This window comes from Acinetobacter sp. YH01010, assembly GCF_013420775.1.
Lineage (GTDB): Bacteria > Pseudomonadota > Gammaproteobacteria > Pseudomonadales > Moraxellaceae > Acinetobacter > Acinetobacter amyesii.
On record NZ_VOYF01000007.1, the window covers coordinates 134,029 to 149,939 of the forward strand.

15 protein-coding genes, 1 tRNA gene and 1 pseudogene are annotated in these 15,911 nt (G+C 39.5%); 10 read left to right on the forward strand and 7 right to left on the reverse strand.

All coding sequences use genetic code 11. The features are described from left to right. The first annotated feature begins 298 nt into the window (after positions 1 to 298). From cysS to FTT77_RS08420, 3 genes are all read left to right on the forward strand, one after another. Positions 299 to 1,720, forward strand: coding sequence for a cysteine--tRNA ligase (cysS, locus tag FTT77_RS08410; protein ID WP_180007748.1), 1,422 nt, complete (start codon positions 299 to 301; stop codon positions 1,718 to 1,720). A gap of 62 nt (positions 1,721 to 1,782) precedes the next feature. Continuing rightward, positions 1,783 to 1,858, forward strand: a tRNA-Gly gene (locus FTT77_RS08415). A 626-nt stretch (positions 1,859 to 2,484) separates the two neighbouring features. Further along, a complete protein-coding gene (locus tag FTT77_RS08420; protein ID WP_180109144.1) occupies positions 2,485 to 4,584 on the forward strand; it encodes a TonB-dependent siderophore receptor in 2,100 nt (699 codons plus the stop codon). A 94-nt stretch (positions 4,585 to 4,678) separates the two neighbouring features. On the opposite strand, the gene FTT77_RS08425 is transcribed toward FTT77_RS08420, so the two are convergent. Continuing rightward, positions 4,679 to 4,954 (reverse strand): hypothetical protein, encoded by a 276-nt coding sequence (locus tag FTT77_RS08425; RefSeq protein WP_078193570.1) that lies wholly within the window; start codon positions 4,952 to 4,954, stop codon positions 4,679 to 4,681. A gap of 419 nt (positions 4,955 to 5,373) precedes the next feature. On the opposite strand from FTT77_RS08425, the gene FTT77_RS08430 reads away from it, so the two are divergent. Together FTT77_RS08430 and FTT77_RS08435 are read left to right on the forward strand one after the other, a co-directional pair. Further along, the gene (locus FTT77_RS08430; RefSeq protein WP_180106186.1) at positions 5,374 to 6,081 is read left to right on the forward strand and encodes a glutamine amidotransferase; all 708 of its coding nucleotides are present in this window, start codon (positions 5,374 to 5,376) and stop codon (positions 6,079 to 6,081) included. Positions 6,082 to 6,147: 66 nt separating this feature from the next. Then, positions 6,148 to 6,777: a LysE family transporter gene (locus tag FTT77_RS08435; RefSeq protein WP_180109145.1), complete on the forward strand. Its 630-nt coding sequence runs from the start codon at positions 6,148 to 6,150 to the stop codon at positions 6,775 to 6,777. 79 nt (positions 6,778 to 6,856) lie between these two features. On the opposite strand, the gene FTT77_RS08440 is transcribed toward FTT77_RS08435, so the two are convergent. Next, the gene (locus tag FTT77_RS08440) at positions 6,857 to 7,453 is read right to left on the reverse strand and encodes a YceI family protein (protein WP_078188771.1); all 597 of its coding nucleotides are present in this window, start codon (positions 7,451 to 7,453) and stop codon (positions 6,857 to 6,859) included. A gap of 293 nt (positions 7,454 to 7,746) precedes the next feature. On the opposite strand from FTT77_RS08440, the gene FTT77_RS17430 reads away from it, so the two are divergent. Next, on the forward strand, positions 7,747 to 8,262 hold the full coding sequence (locus FTT77_RS17430; RefSeq protein ID WP_257224710.1) for a hypothetical protein: 516 nt from the start codon (positions 7,747 to 7,749) through the stop codon (positions 8,260 to 8,262). Between the two features lie 52 nt (positions 8,263 to 8,314). On the opposite strand, the gene FTT77_RS08450 is transcribed toward FTT77_RS17430, so the two are convergent. The 5 genes and pseudogenes from FTT77_RS08450 to FTT77_RS17600 form a co-directional block, all read right to left on the reverse strand. Next, on the reverse strand, positions 8,315 to 8,758 hold the full coding sequence (locus tag FTT77_RS08450; RefSeq protein ID WP_227591806.1) for an N-acetyltransferase: 444 nt from the start codon (positions 8,756 to 8,758) through the stop codon (positions 8,315 to 8,317). A 187-nt stretch (positions 8,759 to 8,945) separates the two neighbouring features. Continuing rightward, positions 8,946 to 9,161 carry a hypothetical protein gene (locus FTT77_RS08455; RefSeq protein WP_078188774.1) on the reverse strand — a complete coding sequence of 72 codons (216 nt, stop codon included), beginning with the start codon at positions 9,159 to 9,161 and terminating at the stop codon, positions 8,946 to 8,948. Positions 9,162 to 9,343: 182 nt separating this feature from the next. After that, on the reverse strand, positions 9,344 to 11,332 hold the full coding sequence (gene tkt, locus FTT77_RS08460) for a transketolase (protein WP_180109146.1): 1,989 nt from the start codon (positions 11,330 to 11,332) through the stop codon (positions 9,344 to 9,346). 460 nt (positions 11,333 to 11,792) lie between these two features. Then, the gene (locus tag FTT77_RS08465) at positions 11,793 to 12,107 is read right to left on the reverse strand and encodes a pilin (RefSeq protein WP_257235079.1); all 315 of its coding nucleotides are present in this window, start codon (positions 12,105 to 12,107) and stop codon (positions 11,793 to 11,795) included. Positions 12,108 to 12,121: 14 nt separating this feature from the next. Next, positions 12,122 to 12,218 (reverse strand): annotated as a pseudogene (locus tag FTT77_RS17600) (prepilin-type N-terminal cleavage/methylation domain-containing protein); the annotation flags it as partial. Positions 12,219 to 12,663: 445 nt separating this feature from the next. Here FTT77_RS17600 and metK point away from each other — a divergent pair. The 4 genes from metK to FTT77_RS08485 all read left to right on the forward strand — a co-directional run bounded on the left by metK (position 12,664) and on the right by FTT77_RS08485 (position 15,786). Next, complete coding sequence (metK, locus tag FTT77_RS08470; protein ID WP_078188779.1) at positions 12,664 to 13,830, forward strand: methionine adenosyltransferase; 1,167 nt, start codon at positions 12,664 to 12,666, stop codon at positions 13,828 to 13,830. A 169-nt stretch (positions 13,831 to 13,999) separates the two neighbouring features. Continuing rightward, entirely contained in the window at positions 14,000 to 14,440 is a 441-nt protein-coding gene (locus FTT77_RS08475) for an SMI1/KNR4 family protein (RefSeq protein WP_180109147.1), read from the forward strand. 151 nt (positions 14,441 to 14,591) lie between these two features. Further along, positions 14,592 to 14,936 carry a hypothetical protein gene (locus tag FTT77_RS08480; RefSeq protein WP_180109148.1) on the forward strand — a complete coding sequence of 115 codons (345 nt, stop codon included), beginning with the start codon at positions 14,592 to 14,594 and terminating at the stop codon, positions 14,934 to 14,936. A gap of 148 nt (positions 14,937 to 15,084) precedes the next feature. Beyond that, entirely contained in the window at positions 15,085 to 15,786 is a 702-nt protein-coding gene (locus tag FTT77_RS08485; protein WP_180064238.1) for a VIT family protein, read from the forward strand. Positions 15,787 to 15,911 lie beyond the last annotated feature (125 nt).

Consider the following 15,911-nt stretch of genomic DNA (forward strand, 5'->3'; position numbering starts at 1 on the left):
AAAATAAAAAATTTTCACAATTTTATCATATCTATGCAAATAGCACGTTTCCAAATGTATAAGAATTCATGAATTATGCAGAAAAGATGCATTTCTTCATTTTTATCTTACGGACAGATAAATCAAATTCAGTATTCGAATTAGATTCAGCCCGAACCCAATGAGCCTTCTACGCTATTTTTAGCAACGCAAAGACATCAATCATTAAAAAATATCTGCTTTTTTGGGTTTTAACTTTATGAAAAAAAATGCTTAGGTTAAGATGAGCCATCTTTTGGTAGAAACAATTTGAAGAGCTATGCAACCTTTTGTTCTATATAACTCAGAGCAACGTAAAAAAGTAGAATTCGTACCTCGTAAAGAAGGACATATCGACATGTATGTCTGTGGAATGACCGTGTATGACTACTGTCATATTGGTCATGCTCGAGTTATGGTTGCATTCGACTACATTATCCGTTTCCTGCGCAGTCAGGGCTGGAACGTTAAATACGTTCGCAATATTACCGATATTGACGATAAGATCATTGCCCGTGCCTATGAAAATGGCGAAAGCATTACTGCTTTAACCGATCGCTTTATCAAGGCCATGAACGAAGATGCTGCCAATTTAGGTTGTGCAGCACCTGATGAAGCACCACGTGCAACAGACTATATCGATCAAATGCAGAATATGATTGGTAGCTTGGTTAACAAAGGTACAGCCTACCCATCTGCAAATGGCGATGTTTATTTTGAAGTTGAAAAGTTTGCCAAATATGGTCGTCTTTCGGGTCGTAAACTTGACGATATGCAGGCTGGTGCTTCTGAACGCGTTGATGTAGAAGTAGAAAAGAAACATCCTTTTGACTTCGTGCTTTGGAAACATGCCAAAGAAAATGAACCTTCTTGGGCTTCACCTTGGGGTAATGGCCGTCCGGGCTGGCATATTGAATGTTCAGCGATGTCGACCTGCTGCTTAGGCAACCATTTTGATATTCATGGTGGCGGTTCAGACTTAACTTTCCCGCATCATGAAAATGAAATTGCGCAATCTGAGGCATCTACTGGCGAACAGTATGTTAATTACTGGATGCATGTCGGCTTTATTAATGTCGATGGCGAAAAAATGTCGAAGTCTTTAGGTAACTTCTTCACTATTCGTGATGTGATGGATAAATTCCACCCTGAAGTGATTCGCTTCTTTATTGTGTCATCACATTACCGTAGCCCAGTAAACTTCTCTGACACTGCTTTAAAAGAAGCGAAAAATACCCTTTCCCGTTTCTATCATTCATTTAAAGCTTATCAGCAAGTCTATGGTGAAAAAACCGTAGAAACTTTGGATGATGCTTTAGTTGAGCGCTTTAATGCCGCTATGCGTGATGATTTCAACACCGCAGAAGCAATTGCGGTATTGTTTGAAGTCAACAAAGAATTGAACCGTGCCGTAAAAGATGAAAATGCTGAACAAGCGGCTGTGTATTATTCGACATTGCGTCACTTGACCAATATTTTAGGTTTGGTTCAGCACAATGTTGATGAATTTTTAAAATCAGATATTGGTCAAGAAGCACTAGGTCTCTCTGAAGAGCAAATTGAAGATTTAATTCAACAACGTAAAGATGCGAAAAAGGCCAAAGAATTTGCCAAAGCAGATGAAATTCGTCAATCTTTGTTAGATCAAGGGGTTGTTCTTGAAGATACTCGTCAAGGCACTATTTGGCGCCGTGCTGATTAATTAAGCAAAAAGAAGCATAGAGAGTTGACAGTTGTGTGAAATTCTCTATAATTCACCTCATTGCGGGAATAGCTCAGTTGGTAGAGCATAACCTTGCCAAGGTTGGGGTCGGGAGTTCGAGTCTCCTTTCCCGCTCCAGAATACGAAAAACCCTCATCGAAAGATGAGGGTTTTTTTATGTTTAAATTTTTCTTCAAAGGCTTATTTTTAGATTTATTTACTCATGTTATTCACATAAAAGTCATTTCGCATTTTTAAAATAATATTTACGTCTATTCGACGAAGTCTTACATTGAGGGATTGAATACAGGGATTAGCCTTCGGCTGGGGGTACTTTACGAAACGTTGTTTCTCATTCGGCAAAATGAGAAGCGTGCTTCGCAAGGAGACCATTTTGCGGTGCAATGCACCTCACCAACAAAACTCGTTCACTACCGTCAAATTATTCAACGTATCGCAAAAACATTTTGATTAGAAGTCGTCCTGTCTCAAACAATTGCGGATGACATTACCGCGTATCTTTATTATTTGAAGCAAAGTACGCTTCTGATGTTACTGCGTCACATCAGTGATTTATTATATTGTAGCGGCGTTAATAGGCCTGGATTATCTTCCAACGATTAAGGCTTTCTTTATTGCCGCACAACCTTTCACCTGCCTGTTAAAAACTAATCTAACGAAATGCTCATCTCGGCTATTTTCCTCAATTTTTCTCCATAATTTTCCGTTATTCTTTGCCAAAATTACATTTGGACAACCAAATAATGTACGGCGCGCACACCACACTCAAACTGACCAGCTTAAGTTACGCATTACTTACAATCTCAACATCAATTTGGGCCGCAGATACTGTTCAAAATCCAAAAGAATACTCAGCAGTACAGCAAATGGAAGCTTTAACATTTGAAGTTCCAACAGCAAGCACCAAACCCAAAGACCTAGATATCAGTGCTGTCGCAAAAACTATTATAAGCCGTGATGAAATGTTGAAATTTGGCGATCAGTCCATCAATGATGCGCTGCGCCGTGCTGCAGGGTTTCAATTGCCCGGTGCTGGCGGTGGTCCACGTGGTGGTGCAGGTGCTGGCGGCATGCGCTTTCGTGGTGGTGGCGCACCCGTGTTCTTAATCAATGGTGAACCTGTACAAGGTGGTCCTCGTGGTGGCATGTCAGTTGTTGATAGCATTACGCCCGAAATGATCGAACGCCTTGAAATCACCAAACAACCGAGCGTCGCTCAAGGCTCGGTTGCTTCATCTGCTGTCATTAATATTATTTTAAAAGAACCATTGAATGGCACGCGTTTGAGTGGATCTGTACGTGCTGGTTATGGCCTAACCAAGTCAAATACACGTGAAGAAGAACGCACCAATTTAAACTTTCAAATGGATGGTCGTTCAGACCCTTGGATCTATAGTTTATCTGGGAGCCAAATGTGGAATGATTCAGATACGCTCACCCGTACACAAGATGCAACAGGAACGAAAACCCAGAAACGCATCACCAATCGTACGTCGCAAATGTTAACCCCACGTGTTGAATATCAACTTGATGATCAACAAAAACTGGTCGCTGAAATGTTTTATCGCAACAATGAAAGCGAAGGCACAAGTGGCTCCCAAGTCCAAAAAGATAAAAATGACAGCATTCGACTCAACACACGATATGAGCGTAAAGACCAAGGTAATTCCGACAAAATTCGCTTATCAATCGAGCAGCAAAATGAAACAGAATTAACAGAGTATAGAGATTCCCAATCATATATTGATGAAAAAATTAATGAATATGGCTTAGGCTACGACGGTGTCCGCAAGTTTGACTCAAAACGCCAAATAAAATTTGGTACAGATTTACGTAGCAATGAACTTGAAAGCAATATTGCAGAGACCTTAGATGAACAATTGTATGCTGCCTATGTGGAAGGAAGTTGGAAATATACGCCGCGCCAAACCTTAACTCTAGGTGTACGCCAAGAGTGGATTGATCGTTCAGGTTTAGTGGATTATCAAGATCAGCATTTGAGTCCAGTATTAGCGCACCGTTTTGACTTTAATGAGCAATGGTCACTCCAAACCAATTTGAGTCAGGCTTTTAAAAACCCACGTAGTAATCAATTGATGCCGACTGTTTCAATTTCTACAGATAGCGATGCAGGGACACTAAACAACCCTGACCGTGGTGGTAATCCTGACTTACGACCTGAAACTATTAATGCTTACGAAACAACCTTAGGCTATAACACCCCTGCTGGCGGCGTAAATATCACTGCTTATTATCGAGAAATTAATGACTATATCGAAAAATCGATCCTGTCAGAAAATGCTACAGGCGGTCGTTGCGAAACAGGAAATACCGATTGCCGTTTTGTCGAACGTCCATATAACCAAGACAGTGCAACTACTTATGGTGTGGAAATTGCTGGACGTTATGCACTGAAGCAAACGGAGAATGGTCATTCATTTATGTTGAATGCTCAGCTTTCAACTGTACGTGCAAAAATTGAAGAAACTGACGGCTCTGATCGTTTGGCAAGCGATGTTACACCTTATACCGCAAGTGCTGGTTTATCTTATAACTATCAACCGTGGCGTATTGCAACAAGTGTAAACCTCAATTACACCCCTGAATATACACGTGCACTGAGCAACGAACCGTACAATCGCACCAGCAATGAACGTGTTAACATGGATGTGAGTTTTACTAAACGCTTCGACCAAAATTGGTCTGCATCGGTCAATGCACGTAATATTCTCAGCTCAGATTATAAAGAAGTGTTAAAAGAACAAAGTTCTGGCGCGCTATACCAATCTCGTATCAATGAAGCCATTCCAAGCTTTATGTTTACCTTAGAAAAGAAATTCTAAACCGTTTCTAAGGGACTGCTAAGAAATTCAAAATAAAAAACCGATACGTTGTCAGTATCGGTTTTTTTATGCATACACGACACACGACCGCAGACTAGCGCTCAATTGCCTTCAACATTTTCGCAATTTTTAGGGTATGTTCCTTCTGCCCTTTTTTCTCTAAGACTTTTTGCTCAACCCACCATAAATATTCAAAAATTTCTGATTCACTTGAATCCTCTTGAATTAATTTAAAAATATTGGGCAAATAATCATCATATTCATCACGTAAAGCAGGAATACGGCGAATCCCTAACGGGTCCCATTCCTTCAATAAAATTTTATGTATCGCATGCAAGAGACTCGCATCTCGATTATGTTTTGACTGCATACAAGTTCCCTGGCTTATATTTTTTTACTTTTAAAATCAGTTATCTAATTATGTGATGATATTAAAAGAAAAATGAACTGTTGTTTGTCGAAGATTTCATCATACGCATCTCCAAACGGTTTTCCATTGGTTTTTCATCTTTTTTTTATACTAAACCAAAGCTTTATCAAAATTTCATGCACTTTTTCTCATAAATTTTACCAATAAAGCCTTTCGGGAATCCCCTAATTCACAATACAAAGGTTTTAAATGCTAAGTTCAACGATCGAACCTAATCATTCAAAGAAAAAAACAATATGCTTCAGCCAACTTCTATATTTATCTCTTTTCGCAATTGTGAAAAATTTACAGTTTTCCTTTTTAATCTCCGACAATTCAAGCTACATTCTATTTTGAAATTTTAATCCTGAAAAATCCCTATGAGTACTGCATTAAACGAAACCATTTACGTCATTCAACACCTTGCATTTGAAGATTTGGGTTCATTGGAAGATGTATTTTACCAATTGGGTTATCGGGTGAGATACTTCGAAGCTGGTGTCGATGACCTGAGTAAAGCTATGCAACATACAGGGCTTACCATCATTTTGGGCGGCCCGATCGGAGTTTATGAAACTAATGACTACCCTTTCCTACAAAAAGAACTAGACTTACTTAAAGTACGTTTAGAGAGTAATTTACCGACTTTAGGCATTTGCTTAGGTGCTCAGCTCATTGCGCATGCATTGGGAGCGAAAGTCTATGCAGGTCATAGCAAAGAAATCGGTTGGAGTGCCTTGGAGCTTGATGCCATTACTAACAATATTTTAGCGCCATTAGATCAAGTGCCTGTACTGCATTGGCATGGTGATACCTTTGATTTACCTACAAATGCACAGTTACTCGCCAGCTCAGCAATTTACCCAAATCAAGCGTTTAGCTATGGGCCCAATATTTTAGCCCTACAGTTTCATATTGAAGCAGAAACACAGGCCATGGAAAAATGGCTAATTGGGCATACATGTGAACTGCATAAAGCACAAATTAACATCCCAAATTTACGCATGGAAAGCCAACAACATGCACCTCATTTAGAACGTGTTGCTCCCCTTATTTTGCAACAATTCTTACAACAGCTTGAGCTTTAAAACAGCTATTAATTTAAAGCTAAATGGCTTATAACGGTTGCACTTCAAAACGTATAAGCCATTAGAATGACTCCCTTACTCAGCATTGCGCTCATCCACTTTTTTGCTCTCATCAGCCCAGGCCCAGACTTCTTTTTTGTCACTCAAAGTGCTATTCGACAATCCAGATCACATGCATTATTTGCCGCATTAGGTATTTCACTTAGTATTTTAGTTTGGTCAATTTGTGCAATAATTGGCTTACATTTTCTATTTCAAAAAATGGCTTGGTTACAACAATGCCTCATGATTTTGGGAGGCCTATATCTTTTATATTTAGGCTCTCAGTTATTAAAGTCTGCATGGAGTAAAGACCTCGGCACAATAACAAAACCAACCGAGCAAGCCGTACAGAAAAAATCGCCTTTGACGCTGTTATTTCAAGGTTTCTTGACCAATATGGCCAATCCTAAAGCATTGGTTTATTTCAGTAGTGTATTTTCCATTGGGATCAGTGCAAACGTTAGTATTTTCGAACAGAGCTCTTTATTGGCTTTAGTCTTTATTGAAAGTCTGATTTGGTTTGCATTGGTTGCGGTCTTATTCTCAGCACCTAAAATTACGCATTACTATCAAAAATTTAGTAAAAAAATTGACGCAATTACCGGTGGAATCTTCATCAGTTTTGGCTGCCTATTGCTGCTCAATCGCGATTGATCACACCAGTTAAATATCTTCAAGACATAAAAAAGCACCCAAATGGGTGCTTTCCTAACTTAACTGAGGGAGCTAAATCTTATTTCGCTGCTGCCTTTGCTGTAGACACAGCCGCTTCAGTCGTAATATTTACCGTAATTTTGTCGCCTACATTCGGTACATATGCACCGACACCAAATGCTGAACGATCAAAAGAAGTCGTTGCATTAAAACCAATCGTTTCCGCCTTAGTCATTGGGTGAACGGCTTGCTTGTTCAATACAGCATCCAATACCACTGGTTTAGTCACATTTTTAACTGTTAAATCACCCGTGATTTTGTATTTAGTTTTGCTGATCGCTTGAACTTTTGTACTTTTAAACGTGATATTTGGATATTTTTCAGCATCAAAGAAATCAGCTGTTTTTAAATGATCATCTAATGCTTTGACATTGGTATTTAAGCTCGATAATGGAATCGTCACATTCACAGACGAATTTGCAGGTTTTGCATTATCGACATTGATTGTCCCTTGAATGTCACTAAAGTTTGCAGAAGGCGTTGAGAAACCAAAATGATTCCAAGTAAATACTGTTGCGGTATGAGTAGGATCAATTTGATAGGCAACAGGTTTTGCCATAGAAATTGTTGTAACTGATGCTACCGCCAAACCGATTGTTAATGCTTTAAAGTTCATGTTTTTATCTCACTATCGAATACTATTAAGTCTATAGGTTTTTAACCGTATTACAGCTTTAAAGATAAAACGTTTTGTTGCATGTTTAGAACGATAGTTTTGTAAAATCTGTAGCAGCATCTACAACCACTCTCAATTATTAAATTTCCCATATATTTCAAATAATTAATAATTTAATTGATCCATGAGTTATTTATCCTAAATTTAGGAAACATCAACCTATCTGAGTCGTAGGTTTTCTAAACAAATCCACTTAAGATTTTTAGACATCATAAAAATCTGAGTACCCAAAAATGACAGAACAATCGCTGGCTATTGAAAAAGCCTTAAATACTAAAACGCCCAAAGATGTCGTTTTGGCATTTCTTATGAATACTTCAAAAGAACTCGTCGAAAATGCAACTCAGCTGTTGGTTGCAGAAGATGCGGCGTATGTTTCCCTAAACTTCAGCAACCCAGAACTGAAACAAATTGAGCCGTGGGCTGGGTCTGGCACAGGCAGAGCCATCTATATTTATACCTTTGCCAACGTCGGGACCTACTGGAATATCGACGACTTTCAAATCACCGATATGATCGCTGAAGATGAAACTGTAGCTGTATTTGGTCAATTCACCTACACCTCAGTCTATGCAAAAAATACTTTCACCTCGCCTTTTTCAATTAAAGCCAAAGTTCAAAACGGTTTAATCAGCTTTTTCCAATTTATGGAAGATACCTATGCCTCTGCATCATCATTCCGCGTAGGTGGAGAATGGATCATTCAGCAAGATGCTGACTCAGCTAAAAACTTTAAAGTTTCAGCTTAATACTGAGATGCGCAAAAGCTGCTGTTGATTTGGAATAGCTTTTTACATTGAGTTAATGACAGCGGTATTGGATAAATCCGGTTTTTCTCGCGATTTGATCATACAGCTTTTGCGCAGTTTCATTGTCCTGATGCGTAAGCCAATACACACGGTCACACTGCCGCTGATCACAATATTCTTTCACTTTCGCGATCAGCGCCTTGCCAATACCCTGCCCGCGATATTCTTCAAGCGTATATAAATCTTGCAAATAGGCATAAGGCTGCAATGTCCAGCAGCTCTCATGTTCTATGACATGCACGATCCCAACCACTTGATGTTCAATTACGGCTGCAAAGCCATACATATGTTCGCACTCAGCAGCATGTAACCTTTGCCATGTTCGCTCGGTCACTGCATCCGCCACCTGACTTTTATAAAATTCTAAATACAGCTCCCAGAGCGGCTGCCATTGGCTTTTTGAAATTTCAGTTAAATTTTTAATTTGTATTTGCACGTTCAATGGCTTTTTTAAATGATCACTGGATTTTTATAACTGAAATAAAGCTTTTTGTGTTGAAAACACTGTATTTTATGCGCTCTTTTTAAACATGATGAGTCTTGAAAGAACGTTTTCTTATCTGTTTTATAAATACGATAGGCAAATAAAAAGCCCGAAGATTCGGACTTTTTAACCATTCAGCTTATAGCTTTTCAACCAAGATCCGATCTACCTGCTTTAAACCTGTATGCTTTTCATGGTTCTTACGGCGAATCTTAATCACTTTGTCTTCTTGCAAATCTTGCAACATCAACTCTACTGCAACCATGGCTTCAAGCTCTAAGTCTGTGCCAATCCATTTCTGTTCACCAGCATCCATCAGTACAATTTCATCATTTATCTGATCATAAAGGCTCATCGTTTCCTCACTTGGGGCAACATTGCACCCGTGGCTGAATACTGCATGAATGAATTAATTTTAAACCAATGCTTTAATTCATTCGTTACAAATCGTTATTTCACAATTTAAAATAAATTTAATCTCTGCAATAAAAAACGCCCCTTCTCTGGGGCGTCTTTATTACGGTTAATCTTTACAGATTAAGCGGTAATTTCTTTCACAGCAGCAACAACAGCATCAGCAGTAATACCAAAGTGTTGATACAAGTCTTTTGCTGGAGCAGATTCACCGTAAGTCGTCATACCGATTACACGACCATCAAGACCAACAAATTTCCACCAGTAGTCCACATGCGCAGCTTCAACAGCAACACGCGCACGGATCGCAGCAGGAAGAACCGCTTCACGGTAAGCAGCGTCTTGTTTTACGAATTCTTCAGCACATGGCATAGAAACAACACGTACGCCTTCAAGCTGTGCGTAAGCATCCATTGCCAATGAAACTTCTGAACCAGTCGCAATGATGATTGCTTTCAATTCGCCTTTTTCTTTTGCAAGTACATAACCGCCTTTCGTAACGTCAGCAATTTGATCTGCTGTACGAGTTTGGAATGGCAAGTTTTGACGAGAGAAGATTAACGCTGTAGGGCCTTCGCTACGTAACAATGCAGATTTCCAAGAAATAGACGCTTCTACAGTGTCACATGGACGCCAAGTGTTTAGGTTTGGTGTTCCGCGTAAAGATGCAATTTGCTCTACAGGTTGGTGTGTAGGACCATCTTCACCTAGACCAATTGAGTCATGGGTATACACATGAATTACACGCTGTTTCATCAATGCAGACATACGTACTGCATTACGCGCATATTCCATGAACATCAGGAATGTTGCTACATAAGGAACGAAACCGCCATGCAGCGCTACACCGTTCGCAATTGCAGTCATACCGAATTCACGTACACCGTAATGAACGTAGTTACCCGCTGGGTTAGATTCAACGCCTTCTGCGCCTTTCCATAAAGTCAGGTTAGAACCTGCAAGGTCAGCAGAACCACCTAGAATTTCTGGAAGCTGTGGTGCAAATGCTTGAATGGCATTTTGGCTCGCTTTACGAGTAGCGATTGTTTCAGCTTTTGCATTTACTTCTGCAATATAAGCATCCGCTTTTACAGCGAAGTCAGCAGGTAATTCACCAGAAAGACGACGTTTGAGTTCAGCCGCTTCTGTTGGATATTTAGCAGCATAAGCCGCAAATGTGTCGTTCCAAGCAGATTCAGAAGTAGTACCTTTCGCTTTTGCATCCCAAGCTGCATATACATCAGCAGGAATTTCGAATGGACCTTCTGTCCAGCCCAAAGCTTCACGAGTTAAAGCGATTTCATCATTACCAAGCGGCGCACCGTGGCAATCTTCTTTACCTTGTTTGTTTGGCGAACCTAAACCAATAATGGTTTTACAGATAATTAAAGTTGGTTTGGTAGTTTCAGCTTTTGCTTCAACAGTTGCTGCGCGGATTGCGTCTGCATCATGACCATCAACTTTAAGCACTTGCCAACCGTATGCCAAGAAACGCTGTTCTGTGTCGTCAGAGAACCAACCTTCCACTTCACCGTCAATTGAGATGCCGTTGTCATCGTAGTAAACAACCAATTTACCTAGACCCAAAGTACCAGCCAATGAACATGCTTCGTGAGAAACACCTTCCATTAAACAGCCATCACCTAAGAAACAGTAAGTGTTGTGATCTACAACTGTGATGTCTTCTTTGTTGAATTGAGCCGCTAAAGTTTTTTCAGCAAGTGCAAAACCTACAGCGTTTGCAATACCTTGACCCAATGGACCCGTAGTTGTTTCGATACCCGGTGCATAGCCCAATTCTGGGTGACCTGGAGTTTTAGAATGCAATTGACGGAAAGATTTTAAATCTTCAATAGACAGGTCATAACCTGTTAAGTGCAATAGCGCATATTGCAACATAGAGCCATGGCCGTTTGACAATACGAAACGGTCACGGTTTGCCCATTGTGGGTTTGCAGGGTTGTGGTTGAGGAATTCACGCCATACCACATCAGCAATATCTGCCATCCCCATTGGAGCACCTGGATGTCCTGAATTTGCTTTTTGCACAGCATCCATTGCCAATACACGAATTGCGTTTGCAATACGACGTTCGTTAAGCGGGGTTGTCATAGGTCAGAGTCCAAACAAATGGTTTAAAAGAGTAAGATGAATAAGAATTCAAAGATGAGCATATTGTCTTAAAAAAAGCGGAATGGGTAAAGCCTCAGGGGCAAATTTTCGCTAATTATTCCTGCACCACCTGTATTTTGGGCGCTTATTGCTCAATTTCAAGCCTATGCATGTCGTTTATTTTGTATACAGTGACGCTTTTATATGGCGAATCAATGACAGCGCAATGCATATTTAGAGTTTTGTAAAGAAAGCAAATGCTTTATAACTGATAAAAGTCCAATACATCGAATGGAAAATGTGAATATAAATAGCAGCCAAAGCTTGTCCAGATAAATGACCATTTGAAATTTGATTTCATATAAAATACACCCACTACGGTTTGGGTAACTCAAACGTCGTACTCATCCTTATGAAATCAGTACTTATCCAGTATGTTCAAGACCGTACATACGGCACTTTAGATACCACGACATGTAGCAGGTAAATTTCGCTGCGAAATATCATCCGATTGACAATTCCAAGCACCATTTAAACCATCTGGAATACTAAAATAGATCTGCTTTGAGCGAAGAGCAAAATTGACATCTGTTGATTTAAACGTAAAAACCACTGAACACGTTCCTGCCACATCAGTAATTTCACTACTCGCAATATACTTGGTACTGATACTTTCATTTAGCGCTGTATTCAAATCTACACAGCTTTGTTCCGCTGAATAATTTTCAATCAGTTTTAATTTATAGGGTGAAATCATTGTTAATACTTCAGCCACTTGCGCCCGAGCAACATAGCCATTGTAAGATACAGTAGCAATTGCAGCCAAAATACCGATGATTGCCACAACGATCATAATTTCAATGAGTGTAAAACCAGACTGTTTCATTACGTTTCCCCCATTCAACGTAATGACAAATAGGCAATTTGCATACCAAGTCTCAAAAGCCCGTACTTATTGTGTTTGATTTTTTAAATTAAACGAATAATTGTCGTTTACAGTCATATTCTGACAATTCATGACGTTCATCAATGATAAATCTCAGGATATGGATTTGATTTATTCTTATAATTGATTCACTTAAAAAAACAATTTAGGCAATTGAACGCCTAATCACATTGTTGCTTGTGCCAAAGCCCAATATCTCTGTTTTATCTCATCATAAAAAATTAAATTGAGAAATCCATAGCTCATATCAATTTTTTAGATGCATATATCAATTAAAAAGTCATTGAAATGAATTAATTTCATCCAATTTGGTCATGTTGAGCTAGTCCTAAACGCATTCTCGATGTAACATATTGCGTCTTTAAATTTAACTGTGATAGGACTTATGCGCGAGTACGCTGTATTTACCTCGGAATCTGTAAGCGAAGGCCATCCGGATAAAATGGCTGACCAAATCAGTGATGCTATTTTGGATGCAATCTTAAAAGAAGACCCATATGCACGGGTTGCTTGTGAAACGCTTGTAAAAACGGGTGCGGTTGTACTTGCCGGTGAAATCACAACAACTGCAAATGTTGACTTTGAAGCGATTGTTCGTAATACCGTAAATGGTATCGGATACCACCATTCAGATCTTGGCTTTGATGGTTCAACTTGTGCCGTGATCAACATGATCGGTAAGCAATCACCTGAAATTGCTCAGGGTGTTGACCGTCAAAAACCAGAAGATCAAGGTGCGGGCGACCAAGGTTTAATGTTTGGTTATGCAAGCCGTGAAACTGATGTGCTTATGCCAGCACCTATTTCATATGCGCATCGCTTAATGGAAAAACAAGCTGAACTACGTAAACAAGGCAAACTTGCTTGGTTACGTCCTGATGCAAAAAGCCAAGTAACATTTGCTTATGAAAATGGCATGCCAGTTCGCTTAGACGCAGTTGTACTTTCAACTCAGCACGATCCAAAAATTACTCAAGCTCAATTGAAAGAAGCGGTAATTGAAGAAATTGTGAAAAAAGTGATTCCTGCTGAAATGTTCCATGCAGACACTAAATTCCATATCAACCCAACAGGTATGTTCGTGATTGGCGGCCCTGTAGGTGACTGTGGTTTAACAGGCCGTAAAATCATTGTAGATACTTACGGTGGTATGGCTCGTCACGGTGGTGGTGCGTTCTCTGGTAAAGATCCATCAAAAGTTGACCGTTCTGCTGCTTATGCAGGTCGTTATGTTGCTAAAAACATTGTGGCTGCTGGTCTAGCTGACAAATGTGAAATTCAAGTGTCTTATGCGATTGGTGTTGCAGAACCAACATCTATCTCGATCAACACATTCAATACTGCAAAAGTATCTGAAGATTTGATTATTGCACTTGTACGTGAACACTTTGACTTACGTCCATACGGTATTACTCGTATGTTGAACTTGATCCAACCGATGTACCAACAAACTGCTGCGTATGGTCACTTCGGTCGTGAAGGTTCTGATACCGCATTCACATGGGAAAAAACTGACAAAGTGGAAGCGCTTAAAGCATCTGCTGGTCTTTAATCTTAATAGATTAATTTCCCAAAAAAGCCTGCATTGATTGCAGGCTTTTTTATGGCCCGTATGTCCATAACTAAAACATCTAGGATAAAAATAACTAGTGTAAAAAATATTGACTAAAATTTACGCCTAGCTTATTCATAAAACACCAAAATAATTTAAGAACAACATCATGCCCTTTCCATTAGACTTAAAATTTATTACTGCAACTGAAGAACAATTAGGATTTAAGTTTCCAGAAAAATATAAAGCCAGAATGCAAATTGAAAATGGTGGCGAATTCGGCATTAGCTTTTCTAGTGCGGATGAATTTAAAGATGGTGATGACATCGAAGCTTGGTGGCTTTTTCCCTTCCAAGACACCAGCGATGTGAAAAGAATAAAACGTACGATGAATCATCTAGCCGTAGAACATCAATCCATCAGTGAAATAGAAGACTTCCCTGAAAAAAGCATTGCTATTGCACATAACGGCGATGGTGATTATTTATTGATGCGTACGGTAGACGATACACAATTGGGGGAAGAAATATATTTATGGCGCCATGAAGACAGTGAATTTATCTATCTACTTGTGACTTCAATTGAAGAATTATTTAGTCAAAATCCTTAACGTTATAAGCAGATATAAAGCCTTTTAAACTACAAAATAAGCTGGATAAAATTACACTAAATCAACAATTTTTGATCAAATATCGAATATTTTTTCAGCTAATATAAATTCAGCCCATGCTACGGGCATAACAACAAAAGGAAAGATCAAAATGAATAAATTACTTGTTGCTTTAGGTTTGGCTGCAACTGTTGCACTTGTTGGCTGTAATAAAGACAAAGCGCCAGAAACAGGTGCAACAACTGGTGAACACCTAGAAAACGCTGCTGACCAAGCAGGCCATGACATTGCTGATGCAACTTCAGAAGCGGCAACTGCGACAGCTACTGCTGTAGATAATGCTGCAACTGCAACTGCGACAGCAGCTGACAATGCTGCAGAAAATGCTGAAGCTGCTGCACACAATGCAAAAGAAGCAGCTAAAGACGCGACTGCTGCAACTGCAGGTGCTGTTGAACAAGGTGCAGCTGACGTGAAAGAAAAAGCGCAGCAATAAGCATTTTATAAAAAAAAGCACCTTCGGGTGCTTTTTTTTACATCTGTATTTTATTCAACTTACTGTTTCAATCTATTTTTAACTTGAAATTTAACTGATGTCAGGTCAATCTTATGAGGTCATATAAATAACAAACTTAGAGAAAATAATGTCTTACTCACATCATGCCGAAAAACATTTTATGGAACGTACGGGTTGGCTACGTGCATCTGTACTCGGTGCAAATGATGGCATTATTTCCGTCACCAGTTTAATTATGGGCATGGCTGCAAGTGGTGCTTCTAGCCATACCTTACTCATTACCTGTATTGCAGGACTCATCTCTGGTGCAACATCTATGGCTGCGGGTGAATATATCTCTGTGAAATCTCAAGAAGACGTCGAAAAAGCAGATCTTCACATGGAACATAAAGAATTACAACGTAACCCAGATATGGAGCTTAAAGAGCTGACTCAAATTTATGTAAATCGTGGGTTAGAGCCGAACCTAGCACATGAAGTTGCAGTCCAATTGACGGCCCATGATGCACTAGAGGCCCATGCACGAGATGAAATTGGAATCCATGACAATACCGCAGCAAAACCCGTTCAAGCAGCACTATCATCGGCTTTAGCATTTTCAATTGGTGCACTATTTCCGATGGTTGCGATCTTGATCAGTGCTGACATGCATATTGAAAAAACTGTTATGGCCGTTGGCGTGATTTCCCTAGCACTCCTCGGTGCCTTAGCCAGTTATGCAGCAGGCACTTCTATGTTGAAAGGCAGTCTACGTGTTGCTCTGTGGGGCATTGCAGCCATGCTATTTTCTAGCTGGATTGGTTCTTTATTTAATGTAAATCCAGTTTAACGCTCGCTTTATCAGTTTTTCATATATGTTAAATCAATTATATACAGTAATGATTGTGTGATTTTTCAACAATATTCATTTTTACAATATATAAAAACCGTAAAATAGAGATACATTTTTTAAGC

Coding starts and splice junctions, on each gene's coding strand:
- FTT77_RS08430 (WP_180106186.1), top strand. CDS start 5,374: ATGAGTACTGCATTAAACGAAACCATTTACGTCATTCAACACCTTGCA.
- FTT77_RS08420 (WP_180109144.1), top strand. CDS start 2,485: ATGTACGGCGCGCACACCACACTCAAACTGACCAGCTTAAGTTACGCA.
- FTT77_RS08435 (WP_180109145.1), top strand. CDS start 6,148: ATGACTCCCTTACTCAGCATTGCGCTCATCCACTTTTTTGCTCTCATC.
- metK (WP_078188779.1), top strand. CDS start 12,664: ATGCGCGAGTACGCTGTATTTACCTCGGAATCTGTAAGCGAAGGCCAT.
- FTT77_RS17430 (WP_257224710.1), top strand. CDS start 7,747: ATGACAGAACAATCGCTGGCTATTGAAAAAGCCTTAAATACTAAAACG.
- FTT77_RS08425 (WP_078193570.1), bottom strand. CDS start 4,954: ATGCAGTCAAAACATAATCGAGATGCGAGTCTCTTGCATGCGATACAT.
- cysS (WP_180007748.1), top strand. CDS start 299: ATGCAACCTTTTGTTCTATATAACTCAGAGCAACGTAAAAAAGTAGAA.
- tkt (WP_180109146.1), bottom strand. CDS start 11,332: ATGACAACCCCGCTTAACGAACGTCGTATTGCAAACGCAATTCGTGTA.
- FTT77_RS08485 (WP_180064238.1), top strand. CDS start 15,085: ATGTCTTACTCACATCATGCCGAAAAACATTTTATGGAACGTACGGGT.
- FTT77_RS08475 (WP_180109147.1), top strand. CDS start 14,000: ATGCCCTTTCCATTAGACTTAAAATTTATTACTGCAACTGAAGAACAA.
- FTT77_RS08440 (WP_078188771.1), bottom strand. CDS start 7,453: ATGAACTTTAAAGCATTAACAATCGGTTTGGCGGTAGCATCAGTTACA.
- FTT77_RS08455 (WP_078188774.1), bottom strand. CDS start 9,161: ATGAGCCTTTATGATCAGATAAATGATGAAATTGTACTGATGGATGCT.
- FTT77_RS08480 (WP_180109148.1), top strand. CDS start 14,592: ATGAATAAATTACTTGTTGCTTTAGGTTTGGCTGCAACTGTTGCACTT.